Annotated in this window: 19 protein-coding genes; 10 read left to right on the top strand and 9 right to left on the bottom strand. The window is 64.5% G+C overall.

The features are described from left to right. Position 1: 1 nt before the first annotated feature. Genes QE444_RS05905 through QE444_RS05885 form a run of 5 tightly spaced genes read right to left on the bottom strand, consistent with a single transcriptional unit; the run spans position 2 to position 5,985 of the window. Entirely contained in the window at positions 2-3,562 is a 3,561-nt protein-coding gene (locus QE444_RS05905) for a PilC/PilY family type IV pilus protein (protein WP_309737540.1), read from the bottom strand. Next, positions 3,559-4,149, bottom strand: a complete 591-nt coding sequence (locus tag QE444_RS05900) for a PilX N-terminal domain-containing pilus assembly protein (RefSeq protein WP_269216687.1) — start codon at positions 4,147-4,149, stop codon at positions 3,559-3,561. The genes QE444_RS05905 and QE444_RS05900 overlap by 4 nt, the downstream gene beginning before the upstream one ends. Continuing rightward, positions 4,146-4,886 carry a prepilin-type N-terminal cleavage/methylation domain-containing protein gene (locus tag QE444_RS05895; RefSeq protein ID WP_309737539.1) on the bottom strand — a complete coding sequence of 247 codons (741 nt, stop codon included), beginning with the start codon at positions 4,884-4,886 and terminating at the stop codon, positions 4,146-4,148. The genes QE444_RS05900 and QE444_RS05895 overlap by 4 nt, the downstream gene beginning before the upstream one ends. Then, a complete protein-coding gene (pilV, locus tag QE444_RS05890; RefSeq protein ID WP_309737538.1) occupies positions 4,883-5,482 on the bottom strand; it encodes a type IV pilus modification protein PilV in 600 nt (199 codons plus the stop codon). Before pilV ends, QE444_RS05895 begins: the two co-directional genes overlap by 4 nt. After that, a complete protein-coding gene (locus tag QE444_RS05885; RefSeq protein ID WP_231355840.1) occupies positions 5,479-5,985 on the bottom strand; it encodes a GspH/FimT family pseudopilin in 507 nt (168 codons plus the stop codon). Before QE444_RS05885 ends, pilV begins: the two co-directional genes overlap by 4 nt. 743 nt (positions 5,986-6,728) lie before the next feature. Between QE444_RS05885 and QE444_RS05880 the strand changes: the two genes are divergently transcribed. After that, positions 6,729-7,412 carry a class I SAM-dependent methyltransferase gene (locus QE444_RS05880; protein WP_133863242.1) on the top strand — a complete coding sequence of 228 codons (684 nt, stop codon included), beginning with the start codon at positions 6,729-6,731 and terminating at the stop codon, positions 7,410-7,412. 19 nt (positions 7,413-7,431) lie between these two features. Here the strand turns inward: QE444_RS05880 and QE444_RS05875 are convergent, their stop codons facing one another. After that, positions 7,432-8,412: a DUF6515 family protein gene (locus QE444_RS05875; protein ID WP_309737537.1), complete on the bottom strand. Its 981-nt coding sequence runs from the start codon at positions 8,410-8,412 to the stop codon at positions 7,432-7,434. 291 nt (positions 8,413-8,703) lie between these two features. On the opposite strand from QE444_RS05875, the gene proP reads away from it, so the two are divergent. Both proP and QE444_RS05865 read left to right on the top strand, forming a co-directional pair. Beyond that, complete coding sequence (gene proP / locus QE444_RS05870; protein WP_133863240.1) at positions 8,704-10,155, top strand: glycine betaine/L-proline transporter ProP; 1,452 nt, start codon at positions 8,704-8,706, stop codon at positions 10,153-10,155. A gap of 478 nt (positions 10,156-10,633) precedes the next feature. Continuing rightward, positions 10,634-11,113, top strand: coding sequence for an Lrp/AsnC family transcriptional regulator (locus tag QE444_RS05865; protein WP_064309082.1), 480 nt, complete (start codon positions 10,634-10,636; stop codon positions 11,111-11,113). Here QE444_RS05865 and QE444_RS05860 read toward each other — a convergent pair. Then, a complete protein-coding gene (locus QE444_RS05860) occupies positions 11,087-11,938 on the bottom strand; it encodes a Brp/Blh family beta-carotene 15,15'-dioxygenase (RefSeq protein WP_187981085.1) in 852 nt (283 codons plus the stop codon). The genes QE444_RS05865 and QE444_RS05860 overlap by 27 nt on opposite strands. 2 nt (positions 11,939-11,940) lie before the next feature. Beyond that, positions 11,941-12,633, bottom strand: coding sequence for a bacteriorhodopsin (locus QE444_RS05855; RefSeq protein WP_280310698.1), 693 nt, complete (start codon positions 12,631-12,633; stop codon positions 11,941-11,943). A gap of 215 nt (positions 12,634-12,848) precedes the next feature. On the opposite strand from QE444_RS05855, the gene QE444_RS05850 reads away from it, so the two are divergent. Continuing rightward, complete coding sequence (locus QE444_RS05850; RefSeq protein ID WP_187981083.1) at positions 12,849-13,241, top strand: globin domain-containing protein; 393 nt, start codon at positions 12,849-12,851, stop codon at positions 13,239-13,241. A gap of 665 nt (positions 13,242-13,906) precedes the next feature. Further along, positions 13,907-15,769, top strand: a complete 1,863-nt coding sequence (locus QE444_RS05845) for a 3'-5' exonuclease (RefSeq protein ID WP_309737536.1) — start codon at positions 13,907-13,909, stop codon at positions 15,767-15,769. Positions 15,770-16,518: 749 nt separating this feature from the next. Here the strand turns inward: QE444_RS05845 and QE444_RS05840 are convergent. Next, complete coding sequence (locus QE444_RS05840; RefSeq protein WP_309737535.1) at positions 16,519-17,412, bottom strand: LysR substrate-binding domain-containing protein; 894 nt, start codon at positions 17,410-17,412, stop codon at positions 16,519-16,521. Between the two features lie 107 nt (positions 17,413-17,519). On the opposite strand from QE444_RS05840, the gene QE444_RS05835 reads away from it, so the two are divergent. The 5 genes from QE444_RS05835 to QE444_RS05815 all read left to right on the top strand — a co-directional run bounded on the left by QE444_RS05835 (position 17,520) and on the right by QE444_RS05815 (position 21,170). Beyond that, a complete protein-coding gene (locus QE444_RS05835) occupies positions 17,520-18,797 on the top strand; it encodes an MFS transporter (RefSeq protein WP_133862224.1) in 1,278 nt (425 codons plus the stop codon). Positions 18,798-19,165: 368 nt separating this feature from the next. Further along, positions 19,166-19,888 (top strand): beta-ketoacyl synthase chain length factor, encoded by a 723-nt coding sequence (locus tag QE444_RS05830; RefSeq protein WP_309737534.1) that lies wholly within the window; start codon positions 19,166-19,168, stop codon positions 19,886-19,888. After that, positions 19,885-20,652 carry a lysophospholipid acyltransferase family protein gene (locus tag QE444_RS05825; protein WP_309737533.1) on the top strand — a complete coding sequence of 256 codons (768 nt, stop codon included), beginning with the start codon at positions 19,885-19,887 and terminating at the stop codon, positions 20,650-20,652. Before QE444_RS05830 ends, QE444_RS05825 begins: the two co-directional genes overlap by 4 nt. Beyond that, positions 20,645-20,905 (top strand): phosphopantetheine-binding protein, encoded by a 261-nt coding sequence (locus QE444_RS05820; protein WP_017642722.1) that lies wholly within the window; start codon positions 20,645-20,647, stop codon positions 20,903-20,905. Before QE444_RS05825 ends, QE444_RS05820 begins: the two co-directional genes overlap by 8 nt. A gap of 10 nt (positions 20,906-20,915) precedes the next feature. Further along, a complete protein-coding gene (locus QE444_RS05815) occupies positions 20,916-21,170 on the top strand; it encodes an acyl carrier protein (protein ID WP_017642723.1) in 255 nt (84 codons plus the stop codon). Positions 21,171-21,174: the final 4 nt, after the last annotated feature.

Here is a 21,174-nt window from a genome sequence, read left to right as displayed (position 1 = left end):
CTCAGGGATCGGGATTCTGATTGGAGAAGGTGCGCCAGGTCTGGCGTTCGCGCAGTCCGGCCAGTCCAACGTCTGAACCGGGCGGCACCTCATCAGGCTTCGACTTATCAACACTGCCTGGCAGGATGGTACCGCCCACACTGATAGGACCATCGCCATACACAAAGGCGTTCAGTCCGCTCAGCAGTCCGGCCATCTGCAGACGGGCGTAGCGGAGCTGGCTGCCCAGTTGCAGGTGATCGGTCCCGCCACCCGTGTAGGGATCCACTGCATAAAGATAGGTAACCGCGCCCGAATCGCAAGGATTGTCATTGGGCACTAGAGCCGCGGCGAGCAGGGTATCGGCCAGGTAGAGCGGCTTGGTGACGATCATCTCCCCCGTCGACGGCAGGTTGAGGTACCAGCCGTACTTGCCGGTCCTGTTGCTGTCGCCGTACCAGTCCACCGCATTGGTGCTCAGGGTATTGGCCGTCGTGGTGATCGAAACCTGGGCCGTACTGGTATAGGTGAGTTGAGTGTCGCTGCCCAGGGTTTGCACCTGCAGATTGGCCGTGCTGAGGGTCGGCGTACTGTCGGCAGCCTTGCCTGCCGTCTGGCGGTCCCAGATGCCATACAGGCTCATGGCCTTGCCGGTGACGGCGGTGGCGTCGCCGGTCTCCAGGTACTTGCCGGTGCCAAAGAGCAGTAGATGGCCGATCCCCGAGGGATGCCGCAGCAGGCGCGGCGCCGCGGTGATGGCCTGGACCTGGTTGGCGTCGCCGCTGGTGTAGCGGGACGCCCGGGCGCGATACAGGGGCGCTCCGCCAAAGGCGACCTTGAAGGCGCTCGCACTGGCGTTGGCCTTGAGATCGCTGCCGATCAGATCGAAGCGCCAGAGATTGCCATGCAGGTCGCCTGCGTAAACGTAGTCGGCGATCAGATCACCATCGACATCGGCCACCGTCGGCGCAGCCAGACCATTGGGGGTGGTCAGACCGTCCTTGGGCTCGGGCGTGAGCGCGGCGAGGCGCTTGCCGGTCTTGACGTCCAGGGCATAGAGCACCGCCTTGTCATTGGCACCGTTGTAACCGTTGGCCAGCAGCACCGCCCAGTCGCCACTGTGCAGCCGAGCGACCACGGGCTGGCTGTAGGTCAGGCCGAGCTCGCTGAAATCCGGATCGCTGGCACTGAGCTCCCAGAGAACCCTGGGATTATCGGGATCGGTGATATCCAGGGCGAACACCGCCCGACCACCGCCTCTCAGGGTGCCGATCAGCACGCTATGCCAGTCATTGTCGTAGTAGACGTCCTGCACCACCGGGGCGCCGTCCACCGAAAACTGGTGAGTGCTGCTGGTGTAGCTCGGATCGCTGAGCTTGTAGAGAGTGGGGATGACCGCACTGGGAACAAAGGCGAAGGCCTCGTCGCCGTTGTCGTCGAAGGCGTGCAGCATGCCGTCGTTGGCACCGACGTAGATCCGCGTGGCTCGCTTCGCCCATTTTTGCTGGAAGGCGCTGTAGCTGCCGGCAGCGCCGAGCGCATTCATCCTGGCAGCAGGACTGCTGGGTGTACTGACCAGCGCCGGTGTGGAATCGATGATGTCGCCGAGCAGATGATTGCGAATGCGCAGGGCCGGCGTGGCCGTCTGGCTTTCCTTGCTGCGATCGCCACGCAGGTAATTGACCCGGGCCTCGCCATAGCTGTCGCGGGTACCGTTGGCGTTGCGGTTCAGCGTCGCCTTCTGGTCGTCGCTCAGATTGCTCCAGATAAATGGCTGACGCACCCCGCCCACGCTCATGTACACCTTGCGCGCGGCAAAGGCGCCCGTGCCATAAGCCGCATCCAGACGACCCTGGGCGCTCCAGACCTTGGTGGTGCTCGTCGAGGTGCGCAGGTACTTGGCAAGGTCGCCGCTCCAGTCGCTGCTGGAGAAACTGGGCACATAGCTGTAGTTGGAGCTCTGGGTGCTGTCCAGCAGCGGCGACGAGGCCTGGCCGGCACTGGCCGTATTGGTCTGGGCGATACGATTGACCACCTGATTCAGGGAGTCGACCAGGCCATTGGCATCGTCGGCGCTGAAGAAGTCGCCGCGCGAGTTGATCGCCGCGTGCCAGAGGTCATAGACGTTGTTGTCGCTGTCGCTGCTGGCAGCGGGCCAGCCCATGGTGGGGCTGTAGCCGCCGGCGAAGGTGCTGCCGCCCCAGGCCGGATTGGTCAGTGATGAACTCAGGCCGAAGCCGACCGTATAGGTGACCAGATGCTGCCAGGTCGCCGGATCGTTCTTGGGATTCCAGTACTGGGTATCGGTGTTGCTGCTGGCGTCGCGGACATAGGGCGAAAGCTGGTTCGAGATGCCTGGCTGGGCATCGGTCGCCCAGTACTTGAACGCCAGGTCGGCCAGGGTATTGCTCGCGCTGTCGGTGAAAGGCGCCCGCGGCGAGTACCTGATGCCGTCCGGAAGCGTCTGCCCACTGCCATCCACGTTACCGGCCCCGATGGTGTCCGAGTTCCACTTACCATCGGTCATCATGATCTGATAACTCGGGCGGCAGGCGTATTCGGGACTCTGGGTCACCCCGGGGTCCTTGGCGTAGGGCGCGTCCTTGCCGCTGCTCTGCAGGAAACGCCCGGCACGATCCAGGGCACTGCGCAGCGGCGTGCCGGTATTGAAGTTGATATCGCCCAGCCACCGGAAGAAATTGGCCCGCGCCTGGCCGTCGAAGGTGCGCAGCTGATTGCTGCCGCGGTAGCTGATTCCTTCACAGTCGGTGCCGGAGTTCAGGATGGTACAGTTGCTCAGGTCCTGCCAGGTCAGCCGCACCGAGCTGGAAAATTGCGAGAAGGCCAGATTGGCCGACGACTGCATGCTCAGGGCGCGATTGCGATAGAAGGCATACCAGATGGCGAAGTTCTGCCGATCCGCTGCGGAAGTGGGATTCACCAAGGCGTAACAGCTATCGTCCCAGGTCCTGCAATTCGGATTGTCGCTGTTGAACCGATAATAATAGGCAGGCACCCCGGTCTCGGTTCTATCGTTCCGCCGATCATAGAAGTCCGCTTGAGGATTTTCCGCCAGGTAATAGATGACCCCAGTGTTTCCACCGTAATTGGTCCCGGCGTTGTAGTTGGTATCCTGGCCACGAGCGGTGTCGTACTCCCAGGCGACGCGATAGTCCCGGCTCAGATCCACGGTGCCGGCCCCAGGTCGGAAGCCGTTCACGTATACCCGGGTGAAATCGAAGCCGGTGCCGCTACTGACCGGATAGTCCGAGGTCGTCAGAACCCCATTGCTGAAGGTGACCTTCTTCGGCACGGCATAGCTCACCGCCGGGTTGTAGTAGAGCGCATTGAAGGCGGCCGACTTGACCCGCCGCGTGGTGCGCAGGCCATTGGCGCTGTAGCCCAATGAGTCCGGAATGAAGCCCCACTTCATGCTGTTGGAGTTGTCCAGCGTGACGATGATATTGGGGTCGACACCGGTACTCAGGAACAGCGGTTGCTGGCTGATGTTCAAGTTGCTGGCGCTGGCGCTTAGGGAAGCAAGTAGCGTGGTTAGCAGCGCCAGACGGGATGAAAGGTTCATGGCACCTCCAGCTTGACGATGCTTTGCAGAATGACCGGGAAGCGTGCGCCACCGCTGCGTGCAACGGCGGTGACGCGGTAGTAGTAGGTGCTGTCGTAGAGCTCGCTGCTGGAGCTGCCTATCGCAGTGATCACCCAGCGCGGCGCCAGGCGATAGCGGGATTGGCCATCGAAACCGCGATAACCCACGGAGTTTTCCCCTGGTACCGGGTCCAGGGTCTGCAGGGCGACCTTGGCCCAGGCCTGGACCTTGGCCTGGGTGTCCAGATCCTTGCTGTCGCTGAGGATGCACAGATTCTCGACAGTGGCCGCCAGAGCATTCGCACTAGTCGTGCAGGAGTCGAAGCCGCCGCTGGCATTGCCGAAGGCCAGGGTCCCCCGCAGGCTGCTGAGCCGCCGTTCGGCTTCGCGCAGCGCCGATTCGGCGGCGTTGTAGGCGCGTTTCTGTTCGGAGACGTTGCCACCCACCCGATTCTGCAAGGTGGTCTCGCGCATGCTGGTAACGGCCAGCAGGGTGAGCAGCAGAAGCATGACCAGGGCGATCAGCAGCACCGCGCCCCCTTGCTTCCGGGGTGAACGGGACGTCATGGCATCAGATTCCGCAAGGTGACGCTGCCCTGGACGATCTGCAGCACCTGGGTGCTGGCGCCCGCGGGCAACTCGCGCCCGGTGAGGGGCTTCCAGTTGGCGGCCATGGCGTTGGCCATACCCTCGGTGGGAACGGCGCGACTGGAAAACAGCGCGGCATAGCGCACGGCCTGACTCGGCTGGCTGGGGGTGGGCAGTGTGAACCAGACGAAATCCGCCAGGCCGGCGACGATGACCTGGGCCGGCCTGCCCTGGGCGCTGCACTGCAGGGTGCCGCGGCCAAGGGCGCCATTGGGATCGGCGACGTAGCTGATACGGGTCAGCACCTCGGTGCCGTTACCGTTGGCATCTTCGGCGATGGGACTGCCCAGGCAGTCGCTGTCCCTGCCCTTGGTCTCGCCCTGGTAGCGCAGGCACAGCCCGGTCTTGTCGTCGGTCAGGGCGATGACCTGGCCGCTGCTCATCGCCGGACAGCCGTTGGCAGCGGGACGCGCGGCAAAGGCGGTCTCCAGCGTCGTCTGCAGGGTCGGATTGGCCCGGAAGCCCGCGCGCGCCAGTTGCTGGTCGAGCAGCAGCAGGGCGGTCCGGCCGTTTTCCTCGTTGCTGACCTGGCCTTCCTGGAACAGCGCGTGTCGCTTGTTGTTCAGGTACAGCTGGGTCACCGCCAGGATGAGAAAGCTGCTCAGGGTCAGGGCTACCATCAGTTCGATGATGGACAGGCCGCGCTCTGCCCTCATAACGCGCCCCTCAGGGTGTAGAAGCACAGGCCGCCACTGCAGCCGGCGCTGTTGCCGGTCTTGTCCTGCCAGGCAAGGACGATCATGACCATGGAGGCATCGGGTGACACGCAGGCATCGGGGTCCGCATAGGGCGCGGCGCTGCCCACCTGCGGCGGCTGGCGCGTCGGGCATACCGCGAAGTTGGCCTTGAGGATGGCATCGCTGACCGGCAGCAGCGTCCGCACCTGCTGCAGCCAGCAGGCGAGATCCTTGCCGGCGATGGCCTCCCCGCCCTGACCGCGAGCGAGGGTGGCGCAGGAGCCATCGGCCGCCTCCAGGGCCCGGGTGGCGAAGTCCTCAGCGACTGGCTTGGCATAGGGGCTGTCGATGCTGAATCGACCCTTGCCGTCCAGCGCGGCCCCGGCATTGCTGCGCATCAGCTCCAGCAGGTCGCCGGCCAGCATGATGGCGTTGTTGCGCTGGATGGCATCCTGGGACAGCACCAGGCTGCGCGACTGCAGCGCCACCAGTCCCAGCACGCCGATGCAGATAATCACCAGGCTGACCAGCACCTCGATCAGGCTGAAGCCTGCCTGGGAAGACTTGCGACTCAACTGCATCCGGTGCTTACCGATGTCGGTGTGAAGTCGGCCACTTCGGTATGGCCACCCTGGGTGACGGTAAGGACCTTGCCCGGGGTGCTCCTGTCGTTGCTGGCGCATAGCCGGATGGTGAAGGCACTCGCCAGGGTGCCGTTGGGCCTGAAGGTCAGGCGCGTGGCGGTCCCGGTGCTGTTGAGGCCGCTGGGCGCCAGGCCGGTGCCCTCGAAGGTCCTCAGGATTTCCACGCCACCGGTCACGGTGGTGCTGGCGGTAGCGACCTTGAGCGCCCCGGACCAGTTATTGACACCGGGAGCCTCGACGCTGACGTTGAGACCTCGGGTCAGGGCTTCGCTCCGGGCATAGGTGAGCAGATTAGTCAGCTCATTCGTGGCGACGAGGACGCGATTGGCTCTTGTCATGGCGCCGAAGCCGGGGGTTGCGATGGAGACCAAAATCGCCACCAGCGCCATGACTATGAGCAATTCGGTAAGAGTGAAGCCCGCAGCCTTCTGCATGCCAGGTCTGCCTTGTGCGTGACGGAATGGCGAGGATGCTGCACTCAAGCGGGCTGTAAATCAGCAATAGCGGGATATTCGGCCATCTTGGCGGGATGACTGGACGGCGCGGAGATGAGCGAAACGAGTGATGGCAGCGTGGCGGATTCCTTTGCATAACGTAAATAAAGCCACCTATCAATATGCTATCTAAGCATCTGTCGCTTGCTCGCATGCTCTGAAACGCGGGTCTTGATCGGTTGACGCTCTGGAAAAGGCAAGACTTTTAATGGAGATGCCTCACGGCCTGCTGACCATGGCTTTCCCTACCCTCCCCGCCTTCCGCCGCTCCCGGCGGTGTGCTCGTTCTCTCCTACCCGGAGCTGCGCCAGGAAGAGCGCCGCTGGGTAACTGGTCAAGTCCATTAATTGAACGAACAAATAATAAAATAATATTTAAATTGAAAGAACGAACAATCAAAAATAATTAAAATTACCAACTTCTCATCCAGGCGAGATAACACCAGACATAACTAGCCAAACACCGTTAGATTGTTCTAAAACGGTAACAATCCTATCTCGAGCAGCCGCTACGCCTGGCTTGCAGGCCGTGGACAGTCAGGCGGCAGGCCATCTTTCAATCCGCACGACGAAATAGCGAAGCGCCTTTATCCACTCATAGATCGCACTTATCACCCTCGGACGCCGCGCCGAATTCGCTTCGTAACGCCGCTGCTTTCATCTACCGACAATGACAAGGCCGCTATGCACGACTCGAAGAAAATCGATTATTCGCTGAATACTGCCGACAGCTCCGCACCGCACTCCGCGCTGGACAATGCCGCCATCATTTCCGCCTATCGGCGCTGGGCCAATGTCTATGATCGGGTGTTCGGCGGCGTTTCCGCCCCCGGCCGCAAGCGCGCCGTGGCAGCGGTCAACGCCCTGGCGGGTACCCGGGTACTGGAAGTTGGGGTAGGGACGGGGCTGGCCCTGCCCCACTACAGCGCCGACAAGCGCGTCACCGGCATCGATCTCTCGCCCGACATGCTGGCCAAGGCCCGGGAGCGGGTCAGCCGCGACGCCATCACCACGGTGGACGCCCTGCTCGAAGCCAATGCCGAGGACACCGGGCTGCCCACCGGCTCCTTCGATATCGCCGTGGCCATGTTCGTGGCCTCCGTGGTGCCCAATCCGCGCAAGCTGATGCAGGAGATGCGGCGGGTGGTGAAGCCGGGCGGTCACCTCCTGCTGGTCAATCACTTCCAGGCCGAGAGCGGCCTGCGGCTGCTGGCGGAAAAAGCCCTGGCGCCGGCCTCGCGCAAGCTTGGCTGGCACCCGGACTTCGCCATGGACTCCATCCTCTCCCGCGAAGACCTGCGCCGCGCCAGTCGCAGCAGCGTGCCGCCCTTCGGACTGTTCACCCTGGTGCAACTGACCAACGACTGAGCACTACTCCAGGCGACGGCTACTCTACGCGATAACCACGCCCCGCCAGACAGGCCGCCAAGGCCTGGCGGAAGCGCTGGGCAAGATAGGGATCGGCGACCGCGCCGGGGCGTTCGGGATCGAAGCCCGACTCTCCGGCGGCGTAGCGCCGACAGTCGTAGCGATCCGTGGCGTAGCGCTGCGGCGACTGCCCCTGCAAGGGATAGGCGGTGACGTCATAGGCGTCGTAACCCGTTCCTGCCGGCGCTGCCGTCGTAGTCGGCACGGCCGCCACGTTGGGATCGGCGACGGTGACGAAGCCGCCGCCCGGATCGGTGCGGTAGTAGCTACCCGCGGCGAAGTAGTAGGTGGTGCCGCCCATCCACAGGGTCTCGGCGAAGGCCGGCAGGACGCTGACGCGCACCCCGGTCGGCGGCAGGGTCACCACATAGCGCGGCCCCTGGGGTCGATACCAGTAGCCATCGGCATAGTAATACTGGCTGTCGCGATACCAGACGCGGGTGAAGCCGGTCGGCACGCCCGGCACCTCGAAACCCGGTCGCCACTGGGGATTGGCGCCCCAACCCGGACGCTGGCCGGCCCAGTGCGGATCCCGCTCCGGACGCGGTGGCGGGGGCGGCGGATAGTTCCGACCCGGCTGGTCGGGCGCCGGCATCATGTAGCCGGGACGCGGCACGGGGACGGGTCGATCCTGCCAGGCCGGCTGATAGCCCGGCCGCGGTGGTGGGGGGTCGTTGCGCTCCCAGCGCTCCAGGGCCGGACCATTGCCGCGCCCGGGACCGTCGCCCCGCCCAGGTGGGCCACCATTCCAGTCACCCTGACCTCCGCCCTGCCAGCGTCCGGCATTGCCTGGGGGCATGACCGGTGGCGGCTGGGCGCCCGCCGGGGGCGTGACATAGCCGCCGCCGAGGCGATAGTTGTTATCGGCCCAGGCGGGCCCGGCGCTCCACAGGGAAACGCCGGAAAGGACAAGCGCACACAGCACGGCAGGCGATTTCATCGCACGGCTCCACGAGGGGATGACCCAGAGTACCCCAAGGCTTGGACCCTGCCCCAGCTTGGCTGTTAGCCCCGCGCCGATCTGCCATCGAACGGCCACTGCAGGTGCCGAGAGCACGCCGAGAAACCCGGAGCCCGCAAGGACGGAGCGAACGTCCGCGCCTGCAATCATCTCGGGCTTCGGGCATTCCCGGGGTCGATCCCTAAGGGTAGCGGGGAAGTTTCTACCCCTCTGTCATCGCACTTCTAGCGGTCCGCTCGGGTCTATGGCCCCACGCAAGGAGGAAAACACATGTCGAAACACCATCATCACGTTGGCTGGTTCAAGCGCCGCCATGAGGTAAAACCGGACGACCTCACCATCGTCGACAATTCCCTGGTCAAGCGCGCCGTCGGTGCCGCCGCCCTTGGCAACGCCATGGAGTGGTTCGATTTCGGCGTCTATGGCTACCTGGCCGTAACCCTCGGCAAGGTCTTCTTTCCCGACGGCGATGCCGCGGCCCAGCTGATCGCCACCTTCGCCACCTTTACCGTGGCCTTCCTGGTTCGCCCCATCGGCGGCATGGTCTTTGGCCCCCTGGGTGACAAGTACGGTCGCCAGAAGGTGCTGGCCCTGACCATGATCATGATGGCCCTGGGCACCTTCAGCATCGGCCTCATCCCCAGCTATCAGAGCATCGGCATCTGGGCGCCCGCCCTGCTGCTGCTGGCGCGGGTGGTGCAGGGCTTCTCCACCGGGGGGGAATACGGCGGCGCGGCCACCTTCATCGCCGAATACGCCACCGACAAGACCCGCGGACGCATGGGCAGCTGGCTGGAGTTCGGCACCCTCGCCGGCTACATCGCCGGCGCGGGAACGGTGACGGCGCTCACGGCGGCCCTGACGCAGGAGCAGCTGCTCGACTGGGGCTGGCGCGTGCCCTTCTTCATCGCCGGCCCGCTCGGCCTGCTCGGCCTCTACATGCGTCTCAAGCTGGAAGAGACCCCGGCATTCAAGGCTCATACCGAGGCCAACGAGGGCAAGGCGGCGGACGGCCCGGCGCACAGCCTGCGCGAGCTGTTCACCCTGCATCGCGTCGCCCTGCTCAAGTGCATCGGCCTGGTGCTGGTGTTCAACGTCACCGACTACATGCTGCTGACCTACATGCCCAGCTACCTGGCCGTGACCATGGGCTATGCAGAGACCAAGGGCCTGCTGCTGATCCTCATCGTCATGGTGGTGATGATGCCGCTCAACATCCTTGGTGGCTTCTTCAGCGACCGCCTGGGCCGCAAGCCGATGATCATCGGTGCCTGCTTGGCGATCCTGGTGCTGGCGATTCCCTGCCTCAAGCTGATCGGCAGCGGCCACGACTGGCTGATCTTCCTCGGCCTGATGCTCCTGGGCATGGCCCTGGCCTGCTTCACCAGCACCATGCCGTCCACCCTGCCGGCGCTGTTCTACACCCCGATCCGCTACAGCGCCCTGTCCATCGCCTTCAACATCTCGGTGTCGCTGTTTGGCGGGACCACCCCGCTGGTCACCGCCTGGCTGGTGGAAAAGACCGGCGACCCCCTGGTGCCGGCCTACTACATGATGGCCGCGGCGGTGATCGGCATCCTGACCATGCTCACCGTGCGCGAAACCGCCGGCCAGCCCCTGCGCGGCTCGCCGCCCTCAGTGGCCAGCGAAGAGGAGGCCAAGGAATTCCTCGCCAGCGACGCGCCCCTGACCGTGGACAAGCAACCGCCCGGGCAGGCGTAAGCCCCAATCGCGGCCATGGCGGTCCGCTCCTATAGGCATGCACTGTTGTAGGAGCGGCCCATGGCCGCGATGCTCTTCCCACCCAACCTCCCCCAAATGCCCCTCTCCCCCTGGGAGAGGGCCGGGGTGAGGGTAAGCCAAACGCCAAAAACTTCCGCCCAAAAGAAAAGGGGAGACCTTGCGGCCTCCCCTTGAATTCGTTGTCCTCTCGCACCGCTCGTGACGGTGGCTGCGATCGACCAGGAATGGTGACCTGGGCGGGCCCGGGCGTCGCGGACGGGATACCGTCGTTGACGATGCGAAAGGCCCTCCTGGGGCGCCTTCGTTGGACAGCTCTACCGGGCTATCGAAGTTGAGTTCAGCTTACGCCCCTGCTGCCGGCAGCGGGTTGCGTTGTGCAGCTTCTTTCCTGCCTCTTGCGCAATCCATGGCCACAAACCTAGGATTGAACGCAATCGGCTAGCGCAAGGCACACAAAATGGACAAACTCGATCGCTTCGATCTGAAAATCTTGGCAGAACTGCAGCGCGATGCGCGTCTCTCCAACCAGGAATTGGCCGAACGCATTGGCCTGTCGCCCTCACCCTGCTCGCGCCGGGTCAAGCAACTGGAAGACAGCGGCTACATCACCCGCCAGGTCGCCCTGCTGGATCGCAAGAAACTTGGCCTGTCGCTGACCGCCTTCGTGCTGATCGGCATGGACAGGCACACCCCCGAGCGCTTCGAGAACTTCCAGGCGATCATCGCCCAGTGCCCCGAGGTGCTGGAGTGCTGCCTGGTCACCGGCATGGATGCGGACTATCAGCTCAAGGTCGTCGTACCCGACATGGAGCACTACCAGCAGCTGCTGCTGGGCACCCTGACGCGCATCGAGGGCGTCTCCAGCGTGCGGTCGAGCTTTGTGCTCAACCAGATCCTGGCCAGTACCGAGCTACCGCTCAATCACCTGCGGCCCTGAGCGCGGCGCGGCTTCGACGCCGGCTTCGAGAAAACGCGGCAACACCAGCATGTGCGGCACGGCGAAGGCAGCCAGCACGGCGAACAGCGCGCGGATGCCGGTGCGCTCCTGCAGCAGGAACACCAGGCCACCGGCCAGGGTAAACAGCGCAGCGCCCAGCAGGATCGGCCACGTCAGACGCAGATAGGCCTTGAAGGTGGCCGCCCCCAACAAACGTTGGCGCACCCCGGTCTGGGGCGCGGCGTGCAGCAGGTAGAAGCCCAGGGCGAACCCCACCAGCGGCGGCGCCAGCACCACGGCCAGCAGCGTCACCGCCAACCTGGGGCACCGCTGCTGCCAGGCGGCCAGCAACAGCACCGGCAGCGCCAGCAGCCCACCCAGGGCGAGCACGCGGGCCAGCCAGTCCGCGAGGGCCAGAGAGGCAGCCGGCCCCATGGCCAAAGCCAGCAACCGGGCGACGGCGGCTTCGTGCACCACCGCCGGACCGCCAATGATGAACAGCCCCAGGGCCAGCGAGGTCAGCCGATTGGGAAACAGCTCGTCTTCATGGGCGAAATGCCAGGCCGAGAGCAGCAGGAACAGCAGCAGCGCTGCCGTGCCCGCCAGTTGCCAGCAGAGCAGGCAGGCCAGGGCTGTCGCCAGATAGCAGCCGAGAAAGGCGAGGCGCCGCCCGGGTGCGACCAGGCGCAGATCGCTGGCCCCATGCAGCAGGCCCAGACCCAGGCCTACCGCCAGGGCATAGGCCAGTTGCCCGGCCCCGCTCGCCAGACTGGCGAGCCCGGCGGTCAGCACCAGCGCCAGCCAGCCGCGCCCGCTCACGCTCATCCCTAGACGCCAGGCCGCGCCAGGGCCGCCTTGAGATTGCGCTCCGAGGTGAAGGCATAAACCACCTTGGCCAGCACATCGAGGATCAGGAAGACCCAGACCGTGGCGGCGTCGCTCACCGCCCAGATCCCCTCGGGACCCACGGCGAAGACCACCGGATAGATCAGCCAGAGCACACTGAGAAAGCCGACATTCTTGCGATAGGCCGCGCCGATCGCAGCGTGCTGCCCAGCCAGGGCCGCCAGCGGTTTCCACAGCAGATAGAGCACCCCGACGAAGGCCGCGCAGGACCAGGCGAAGAACACCCACTTGAGGGTGCCGTAGGGCGCCAGGGAGGCGACCAGGCCGGTGACGATCATCACCACGTCCAGGGTGACGATGGAGGCCACGAAGCCGGCCTGGCCTTCCTGCTCGCGTGCGCCCAGATAGGCCGAGCTGACCACTCCGGCCAGCAGCAGCGGCGTGGTGAAGGTCCAGTCCAGGTAGCGAGCCAGATAGGTGATGCTCCCATCGGGCTTGATCAGATTACCGACTCCCAGGTACATGGAAAGATAGGCCGTAGCAGCGATGAAGGGCACTGCGGCATGGACCAGGGTATGGCCGCGCAACGGTCCGCGGTGCGCACCCTTGGCATAGATGGCCAGGGAAGCCAGCGACATGATGACGAAGCCGATTAGCAGGGGAGTCTGACTCATGGGGTTCTCCAGGGTACGTTAGTCGCGCCGCGACGAACCAGACCCTCTGGAGTAGGGGTTTCTCGGCTACCGCTGCGCCTAGGGTAGAGAAGCGGCCCTGTGAATTGGTTCAAAATGTTTCAGGGCGGCAAACTGGCTGTCACCTGATCCGGATCAACACGGCCTGCCCCGCGCCCAGGCAGGCTGCGCCGCTTCATGCCCGCCCAGGAATCCGCATGCTGCCGGCCCAGAACGTGATGCTGAGCTATGGACGCTGCTGCGCCAGCCCCGCCTTCTTCGATGATTTCTACCAGCGCTTCCTGGCCAGCTCGCCCCGGGTCCGGGAGAAATTCGCCCACACCGACATGGCCGCGCAGAAGCTGCTGCTGCGTCACGGCATCATGAATCTGGTACTCGTCGCCCGCGGCATGCCCACCACCAAGCTGCGTCAGCTTGGCGAAAGCCATTGCCGCGCAAGGCTGGACATCGACCCCGAGCTCTACGACCTCTGGGTCGACTGTCTGCTCGCCACCCTGGCTCAACACGATGCTGACTTCTCTCCAGCGTTGCGCCAGGAATGGCAGGGCGTGCTGGAAGCGGGAATCGCGGTGATGCGTAGTTACTACTGAGCCGGCCTGGGGCCTGTTGGGCTTCGCCGCGCTCAGCCCAACACCCCACGGCACCGCACCTCCCCCAAACGCCCCCTCTCCCCCAGGGAGAGGGCCGGGGTGAGGGCAAACCAGACCCCGTAGGTTGGGCTGAGACAGCCCCACCGTCGAAGCCCAACACCCCAAGGCACCGCTCCTCCCCCAAACGCCCCCTCTCCCTCCGGGAGAGGGCTGGGGTGAGGGCAACCCAGACCCCGTAGGTTGGGCTGAGACAGCCCCACCCTCGAAGCCCAACGCCCAAAAGCAACGCACCCCACCCAAAAACCCCCTCTCCCCTAGGAAGAGGGCTGGGGTGAGGGCAACCCAGACCCCGTAGGTTGGGCTGAGACAGCCCCACCTTCGAAGCCCAACACCCAAAAGCAACGCCCCCACCCAAACGCCCCCTCTCCCGCCGGGAGAGGGCCGGGGTGAGGGCAAACCAAACCTCGAAGTACCGCTATCCCCCCAAAACAGCCCAATACCGGCCACCTGCCAGCCACCATCGGTCGGCCAACTCGGCCAATCGCCCGGCAACACCCGTCTCGTGCTTTACCCGCCCCACCTGCCTGACTAACGTATGACGAAAGGATTTTTGTGCGCCAGGTCTCGCTTTGCCGCGCCCTGCCGCCTCTCGGAATGGATGACCGATGGCCCGCTTTTTCCCCGCTCGCAGCCAATGCCAGTTCGATACCCCCGGTGAACGCCGCTTCGCCGAACGCCTGGAAAAACTGCTCGAAGACGACTACCTCTGCTGGAGCAACGTCCCGGTCGGCCCCAAGGCGCGCTACCCGGATTTCGTCGTACTGCATCCACGGCGCGGCATCCTGGTGCTGGAGGTCAAGGACTGGAAGCTGGCCACCCTGGAATCCGTCACCCAGGGCAAGGTCCGCCTGCATACCCAGGACGGCCTCAAGACCGTCGCCAATCCCCTGCTGCAAGCCCGCTCCTACATCCTCGAAGTCGACCTGCTGCTGAAAAAGGACCCGTTGCTGCGCCAGAGCGCCGGCTCGCCCCATCCGGGCCAGCTGATCATGCCCTGGGGCTGGGGCGTGGTGCTCACCGGCATCACCCGTCGCCAGTTCGAGCAGACCGATCTCGCCGACGTCCTCGATCCCCAGCGCGTGCTCTTCCAGGACGAGATGACCGAGTCCGCCGACCCGGAAGCCTTCCAGCAGCGCCTCTGGGACATGTTCCCCCACGTCTTCCCCTGCGCCCTCAGCCTGCCGCAGATCGACCGGGTGCGCTATCACCTCTACCCCGAGGTGCGGGTCAACAGCCAGCCCGGCCAATTCGGCCTGTTCGACGCCGCCGAGGCGCCGCTGCCCAGCCTGATCAAGGTCATGGACCTGCAACAGGAACAGCTGGCCCGCTCCCTGGGCGACGGCCACCGCGTCATCCATGGCGCCGCCGGCAGTGGCAAGACCATGATCCTCGGCTATCGCTGCGCCCACCTGGCCAAGGTCTCGGTCAAACCCATCCTGGTGCTCTGCTACAACAAGTCCCTGGCCGGGCGGCTACGCCAGGTGATCGAGCAGAAGGGCCTGGGCGAACGGGTGGTGGTGCAGAACTTTCACGCCTGGTGCGCCGAGATGCTCACCGCCTACCAGGTGGACAAGCCGGACCACCGCTTGCCGGTAGCGGCCAAGATGGAGCAGTACGTGCTGCGCACCATCGAGGGCGTCGACCGCGGCCAGATCCCCCGCGGCCAGTACAGCGCCGTACTGATCGACGAAGGCCACGACTTCGCCCCCGAGTGGTTCACGCTGGTGGTGCAGATGGTCGACCCCAGCACCCAGTCCCTGCTGGTGCTCTATGACGACGCCCAGGCCATCTACCGCGGCAAGGGCGGCAAGAAGGCGCTGGACTTCAGCTTCGCCAGCGTTGGCATCCAGGCACAGGGCCGCACCACCATCCTCAAGCTCAACTACCGCAACACGGTAGAAATTCTCGCCGTGGCCCGCGCCTTCGCTACCGAACTGCTGACCAGCCGTGACGCCAGCGAAGACGGCGTGCCCCTGATCGCCCCGGAAAGCGCCGGTCGCCGCGGCCCCTTCCCCGAACTCATCCAGTGCGGCAGCGACCGCGAGGAATGGGACCTGCTCATCGCCCGCATCCGCGACGAACAGGCCGCCGGCCGCCAGCTCAGCGACATGGCCATCCTCTACCGCAGCAGCAGCCAGGCCTACCAGGCCGAATACGAACTCAAGAAGGTCGCCATCCCCTACCGCTCCGGCGCCAGCAACAAGGGCCGTGCCCAACTCTACGACGCCGAAGACAGCGTCAAGATCGTCAGCATGCACTCCAGCAAGGGGCTGGAATTCGGCCTGGTGCTGATTCCAGGACTAGGCGAAATGCCCAGGCAGGGCGAGCCGGAGGCAGATGAGGCGCGGTTGTTGTATGTGGCGATGACGCGGGCGATTGATCGGTTGGTGATGAGTTATCAAATCAGCTCGACATTTACGTCAAAGCTACGTCCTTACATAAACCAACCATTACAAACCCACGCATAAACGTCGGCAAATCCTAGCTCAACTCAACACACATCAACAACCACACCCAACAAACCAGAAGAGAGAGACGAAAATGAAAGTAAACATGGCGCACTTAAGGGAACGCTCGACCACAGGAGGATGGATAGACTTTGCGGTATTCGACGCGAAATCAACCACAGGCAATAACGACGAGCTTCTATATCAACTTACCAATGCGGCAAGGTTGTCCGGTCTAAAGCTAGATCAATCTGCTTTAGCATACATGTCAAGCGGAAGAGTGCATTTCTACGGGGATACCAACCTGACTAAGTATCTTGCAAAAGGCTGGGTACCGAGGTGGACACACCAGATTGACGTATAAATCAGAACCATATAGAACCAGAGGAAGCCTAAATGAAAGAAGTCTTCATCCAAGCCATACACACAAAAAATAAAATCAGCATTACCTTTCACTCAAAAGAGGACGGACATACTATTACGCGAAAATGTGCACCCATGGATTATGGCCCCAGCACTCGAGCACATAACAAATCCGACCGCTTTCACTCATGGGACTATGAGAGCGACAAACAGAATCACACACTAAGCCTACTACCCAATCAAATAATAGAAATAACAGTCTTAAACGAAAAATTCGATCCTAAGGAGTTCGTTACGTGGCCTCCAAAATGGATAATCGCTCGAAACTGGGGCGCACACTCCTAAACCTCAACCTCGGAAATCTTAACTAAAACCAAAGATAAAGAAACCATCAAGACTCACTTGACTCACTTTCTTATACTCTCCAAAAGTAGAGTTTCAAATGCTCGAACTAGCGGAGACTTTTCTTCTTTACGCCTCAGCAACCACACCGCCGAGGTCGCCTCGGGATCGTCCAGCTCCCGATACACCAGCCCTTCCATCTGGGTGCGCTGGTAGGTAGCGGGCAGCACGGTGACGCCGAGGCCGGCGGCGACCAGGCCGAGGATGATGAGGACTTCGCTGGCCTCCTGGACGATGCGCGGGGTGAAGCCGGCGCGGGCGGCGAGGGTGTGGAGCTGTTGGTAGAGGCCGGTGCCGAAGCTGCGTGGGAAGTAGACGAAGGGTTCTTCGGCGAGCGCGGCCAGGGGCAGCGGCGCGGTGCCCTGCTGGGCCAGTGGATGGTCGTGTCTCAGGGCGACCACCAGGGGTTCGCGGAAGAGTTCGACAGCCACCAGAGCATCGGGCAATTCAATGGGGCGGATCAGGCCGATCTGCAGGTTGCCGGCGAGCATGGCGTCGATCTGTTCACGGCTGCTCATCTCCTGCAGTTGCAGGCGCACCTCGGGATAGGCGCGGCGATAGGCGAACAGCGTCTTGGGGATGGTGGCGACGAAGGGCGAAGAGGCGCTGAAGCCCACCTGCAACTGCCCCGTCTCGCCACGGCCGGCGCGGCGGACCCGTTCGGCGGCGCGCTCGCTGGCCAGGAGGATCTGCCGGGCTTCGTCGAGAAACAGCCGGCCGGCTTCGGTGAGGGCGACGCGTCGGTTGGTGCGCTCCAGCAGACGCGTGCCCAGTTCGGTCTCCAGGGCCTGGATCTGCTGACTGAGCGGCGGCTGGGAGAGATTCAGGCGCTGGGCGGCGCGACCGAAGTGCAGCTCTTCGGCCACCGCCACGAAGTACCTCAGGTGGCGCAATTCCATGTCGTCTCCATTGAGTCGTAAAACCTATCAATCGAGACGGACAATATATTGGATATATGACAGCGACCAGCCTAGGGTGATGAGATCAGACCTGCCCTGAGGTACCCGTGAACACGTCCCGGTCGTCCGCCACGCCCCCTGCCCCGCCGCTGGAAACCCGCCCTGCCGCCAATGAGCCGCAGCACGCACCGGACGCCTTCATCGAAAAGGGGACGCCGCAATTCCTGCGCACCGCCCTGGCGCTGTTCTGCGGCGGCTTCGCCACCTTCGCCCTGCTCTATTGCGTGCAGCCGCTGATGCCGATCTTTTCCCAGGCCTTTGGCCTGACCGCCGCGGCCAGCAGTCTGTCGCTATCCCTGGCCACCGGCCTGATGGCCTGCGGCCTGCTGGTGACCGGGCCGATTTCCGATGCCATCGGGCGCAAGTCGGTGATGGTCTATGCGCTGTTCGCCGCGGGTGGCTTCACCCTGCTCAGCGCCCTGATGCCCACCTGGGACGGCATCCTGGTGACCCGCGCCCTGGTAGGGCTCTCGCTGGCCGGGGTGGCGGCGGTGGCCATGACCTACCTGGCCGAAGAGGTGCATCCCGAACACCTGGGCTATGCCATGGGCCTTTATATCAGTGGCAACGCCCTGGGCGGGATGTCCGGCCGGGTGATCAGCGGGGTGCTGGTGGATTTCGTCTCCTGGCGCATCGCCCTCGGCGCCCTGGGGGTGCTGGCCCTGGTGGCGGCGGTGCTGTTCAAGCGCAGCCTGCCGGCTTCGAAGCGCTTTCAGCCACGGCCGCTGCGGCCACGCAGCCTGCTCGCCGGCTATGCCCTGCACTTTCGCGATGCCGGGCTGCCCTGGCTGTTCCTGGAAGCCTTCCTGCTGATGGGCGCCTTTGTCACCCTGTTCAACTACATCGCCTATCGCCTGCTGGCCGAGCCCTACCATCTGAGCCAGGCCTGGATCGGCGTGCTGTCGCTGGTCTATCTGGCGGGGATCTACAGCTCGGCCAAGTTCGGCAGCCTGGCCGATCGCTTCGGCCGGCGGCAGGTATTCGCTGGCGCCATCGTACTCAAGCTGTGCGGGCTGCTGCTGACCCTGTTCACCCCGCTGTGGCTGGTGCTGCCGGGCATGCTGCTGTTCACCTTCGGCTTCTTCGGTGCCCACTCCGTGGCCAGCAGCTGGGTGGGGCGGCGGGCGCGCCAGGCGCGTGGCCAGGCGTCGTCGCTCTATCTGTTCAGCTACTACGCCGGCTCCAGCGTGGCTGGCACCCTGGGCGGTGTCTGCTGGCACCTGGGGGGCTGGACCGGCGTCGGCCTGTTCATCGGCGCCCTGCTGCTCGCGGCCCTGGCCGTGGCGGTCCGCCTGTCCAGGTTACAGCCGTTGCCAGCGGCGTGACGCCAGGCCTCGACCGCTCCCTTGAGGTTGAAACGCCCGTGGAGCGGCCCCCTGCAGCCATGATCGCGATAACCGTCAGCGACAGCTTCACCTTTACCTTCAGCGCTCTTCCCTAAATCGCCGTTTCTACTGCCGCTCGTCGCACGGAGCGGCGTTTCGTGCCCTGAAAAGGGGCCCTCTGCCTCCCGCCACGCTAGCCTGTCCCTGGCTTGGCGGCGCGACTGTCACCTCTTCGCAAAGTTCAGACAAATGTTTGCCTAGGGTGGGAGCCGCTTGGATAATGCGCGCCGAACGCTGCAATACCCTGCTCATCAGGGATAGATGAAACGGCAAGCACGCAAGGCTCCGGGGTAGATTCGGCTGTGAACATGCACTTCCAGATTAGCGATTGGCGCGCCTGGGCGCCTGGTCTTGGCGACCAGGACGCCTGGCGGCAGTGGTGCGCCGCGCCCTGGCGTCCGGCGGACGACGGCAGCCAACCCGATGCCAGCTTCCTGCCGGCCATGCAGCGCCGCCGCCTGAGCCGGCTGGCGCGCATGACCTTCCAGGTGGCCTGGCCGCTGGCCGACGCCCATGGCGAGCCGCTGCCGCTGATCTTTGCCTCGCGTCATGGCGAGACCCCGCGCACCCTGGCCATCCTCCAGGAACTGGCTCGCGGCGAGCCGCTCTCCCCGACCCAGTTCAGCCTCTCGGTGCACAACGCCATCATCGGCCAATGGTCGATCCTGCGCGGCGACCACAGCGAGATGAATGCCCTGGCCACCGGCCGCGACGGTCTCGAACACGCCGTGCTGGAAGCCTGCACCCTGCTCGCCGAAGGCGCCAGCGGGGTGCTGGTGGTGATCGCCGAAGAGGCGCCGCCGACGCTCTATGCGCCGCAGATCGACGACGTCCCCTTCCCCTATGCCGTGGGCCTGCTGCTCACCCCTGGCAGCGGCCATGGCCTGAGCGGCGAGCCGGCCCCGGCGGATGCCGCGACCAGTGCCTGGCCCCATGCCCTGGAATTGCTGCGCCTGCTGGAAGCGCCTGGCGCCCTGCACCTCGCCTATGCCGGGCGCGCCTGGCACTGGCAGGCGGAGGCCTGCGGATGAGCGGCCGCCTGGACTATGGCTATCGACTGCTGGCCACGGGGCTCAACTTCGTGGTGTTCGGCTGCGGCGCCCTGGTCTTTCGCCTGCTGATCCTGCCGCTCCTGCTGGTGCTGCCGGGCGATCCCCTGCGCCGCCGCCAGCGTGCGCGGCGGGCCAATGCCCGGCTGTTCCGCTTCTTCGTGGCCTTCATGGTGCTGACCCGGGTGATGAATCTGCGCATCCAGGGCCGCGGGCGGCTGGGGCGTCCGGGCCAGCTGATCATCGCCAACCATCCCTCGCTGATCGACGTGGTGGTGCTCATCGGCCTGGTGCCCGACGCCAATTGCGTGGTCAAGCAGGGCCTCTGGCAGAACCCCTATCTCAAGCGGCAGATCCAGGCCGCCGGCTATATCAGCAACAACGGCAGCGCCGAGATGCTCGACGAAGCCGCCGACGCCCTGCGCGAAGGCCAGACGCTGATCATCTTTCCCGAGGGTACCCGTACCACCCCCGGCGAGCCGCCGCGTTTCCATCGCGGTGCCGCGGCCATCGCCCTGCGCGGCGCCCGCTGCATCACCCCGGTCACTATCCGCGTGGTGCCCAGCACCCTGACCAAGGCCACGCCCTGGTATCGCATCCCCTCCCGGCGCTTCGACTTCCAGCTGGACGTCGGCGCCGACATCGATCCCTCCACCTTCGCCGGGCGGCCGCTGCCGCTGGCGTCGCGTGAACTCAACGACCAGCTGCACCAGCTCTACCTGAAGGAAACCGGCAACCATGACTGATCTCAACCTTGAGCTCAAAAGCCTGATCATCGAGGCGCTCGGCCTCGAGGACGTCACCGTCGACGATATCGGCGACGACCAGATCCTGTTCGGCGACGGCCTGGGCCTGGATTCGGTGGACGCCCTGGAGCTGGGCCTGGCGATCCAGAAGCGCTACGGCATCCGCATCGACGCCGAAGCCAAGGACACCCGCACCCATTTCGCCAACGTCAACGCCCTCGCGGCCTTCGTGGCCGCCCAGCGCGCCGCCTGAGGAGATCGCCATGCAAAGCCGTGAAGCCATCTTCGAGACCCTGCGCAGCGCCCTGGTCGAGCTCTTCGAACTGGAGCCCGAGCGGGTGACCCTGGAGGCCAACCTCTACGAGGACTTGGAGATCGACAGCATCGACGCCGTCGACCTGATCGACCACCTGCGCCGCCAGACCGGCCACAAGATCGCCGCCGAGCAATTCCGCCAGGTGCGTACCGTGGGCGACGTGGTCGAGGCTGTTTATCGCATCAGCCAGGCGGACGCCTGATCCG

It is taken from the genome of Pseudomonas sp. SORGH_AS_0199, from assembly GCF_031453735.1.
GTDB lineage: Bacteria > Pseudomonadota > Gammaproteobacteria > Pseudomonadales > Pseudomonadaceae > Chryseomonas > Chryseomonas aestiva.
This window is presented reverse-complemented; position numbering and strand designations above follow the sequence as displayed.

Coding starts and splice junctions, on each gene's coding strand:
- QE444_RS05860 (WP_187981085.1), bottom strand. CDS start 11,938: ATGAGCGTGAGCGGGCGCGGCTGGCTGGCGCTGGTGCTGACCGCCGGG.
- QE444_RS05855 (WP_280310698.1), bottom strand. CDS start 12,633: ATGAGTCAGACTCCCCTGCTAATCGGCTTCGTCATCATGTCGCTGGCT.
- QE444_RS05815 (WP_017642723.1), top strand. CDS start 20,916: ATGCAAAGCCGTGAAGCCATCTTCGAGACCCTGCGCAGCGCCCTGGTC.
- QE444_RS05905 (WP_309737540.1), bottom strand. CDS start 3,562: ATGAACCTTTCATCCCGTCTGGCGCTGCTAACCACGCTACTTGCTTCC.
- QE444_RS05820 (WP_017642722.1), top strand. CDS start 20,645: ATGACTGATCTCAACCTTGAGCTCAAAAGCCTGATCATCGAGGCGCTC.
- QE444_RS05845 (WP_309737536.1), top strand. CDS start 13,907: ATGGCCCGCTTTTTCCCCGCTCGCAGCCAATGCCAGTTCGATACCCCC.
- QE444_RS05900 (WP_269216687.1), bottom strand. CDS start 4,149: ATGACGTCCCGTTCACCCCGGAAGCAAGGGGGCGCGGTGCTGCTGATC.
- proP (WP_133863240.1), top strand. CDS start 8,704: ATGTCGAAACACCATCATCACGTTGGCTGGTTCAAGCGCCGCCATGAG.
- QE444_RS05875 (WP_309737537.1), bottom strand. CDS start 8,412: ATGAAATCGCCTGCCGTGCTGTGTGCGCTTGTCCTTTCCGGCGTTTCC.
- QE444_RS05880 (WP_133863242.1), top strand. CDS start 6,729: ATGCACGACTCGAAGAAAATCGATTATTCGCTGAATACTGCCGACAGC.
- QE444_RS05830 (WP_309737534.1), top strand. CDS start 19,166: ATGCACTTCCAGATTAGCGATTGGCGCGCCTGGGCGCCTGGTCTTGGC.
- QE444_RS05850 (WP_187981083.1), top strand. CDS start 12,849: ATGCTGCCGGCCCAGAACGTGATGCTGAGCTATGGACGCTGCTGCGCC.
- QE444_RS05840 (WP_309737535.1), bottom strand. CDS start 17,412: ATGGAATTGCGCCACCTGAGGTACTTCGTGGCGGTGGCCGAAGAGCTG.
- QE444_RS05885 (WP_231355840.1), bottom strand. CDS start 5,985: ATGCAGAAGGCTGCGGGCTTCACTCTTACCGAATTGCTCATAGTCATG.
- QE444_RS05895 (WP_309737539.1), bottom strand. CDS start 4,886: ATGAGGGCAGAGCGCGGCCTGTCCATCATCGAACTGATGGTAGCCCTG.
- QE444_RS05825 (WP_309737533.1), top strand. CDS start 19,885: ATGAGCGGCCGCCTGGACTATGGCTATCGACTGCTGGCCACGGGGCTC.
- QE444_RS05865 (WP_064309082.1), top strand. CDS start 10,634: ATGGACAAACTCGATCGCTTCGATCTGAAAATCTTGGCAGAACTGCAG.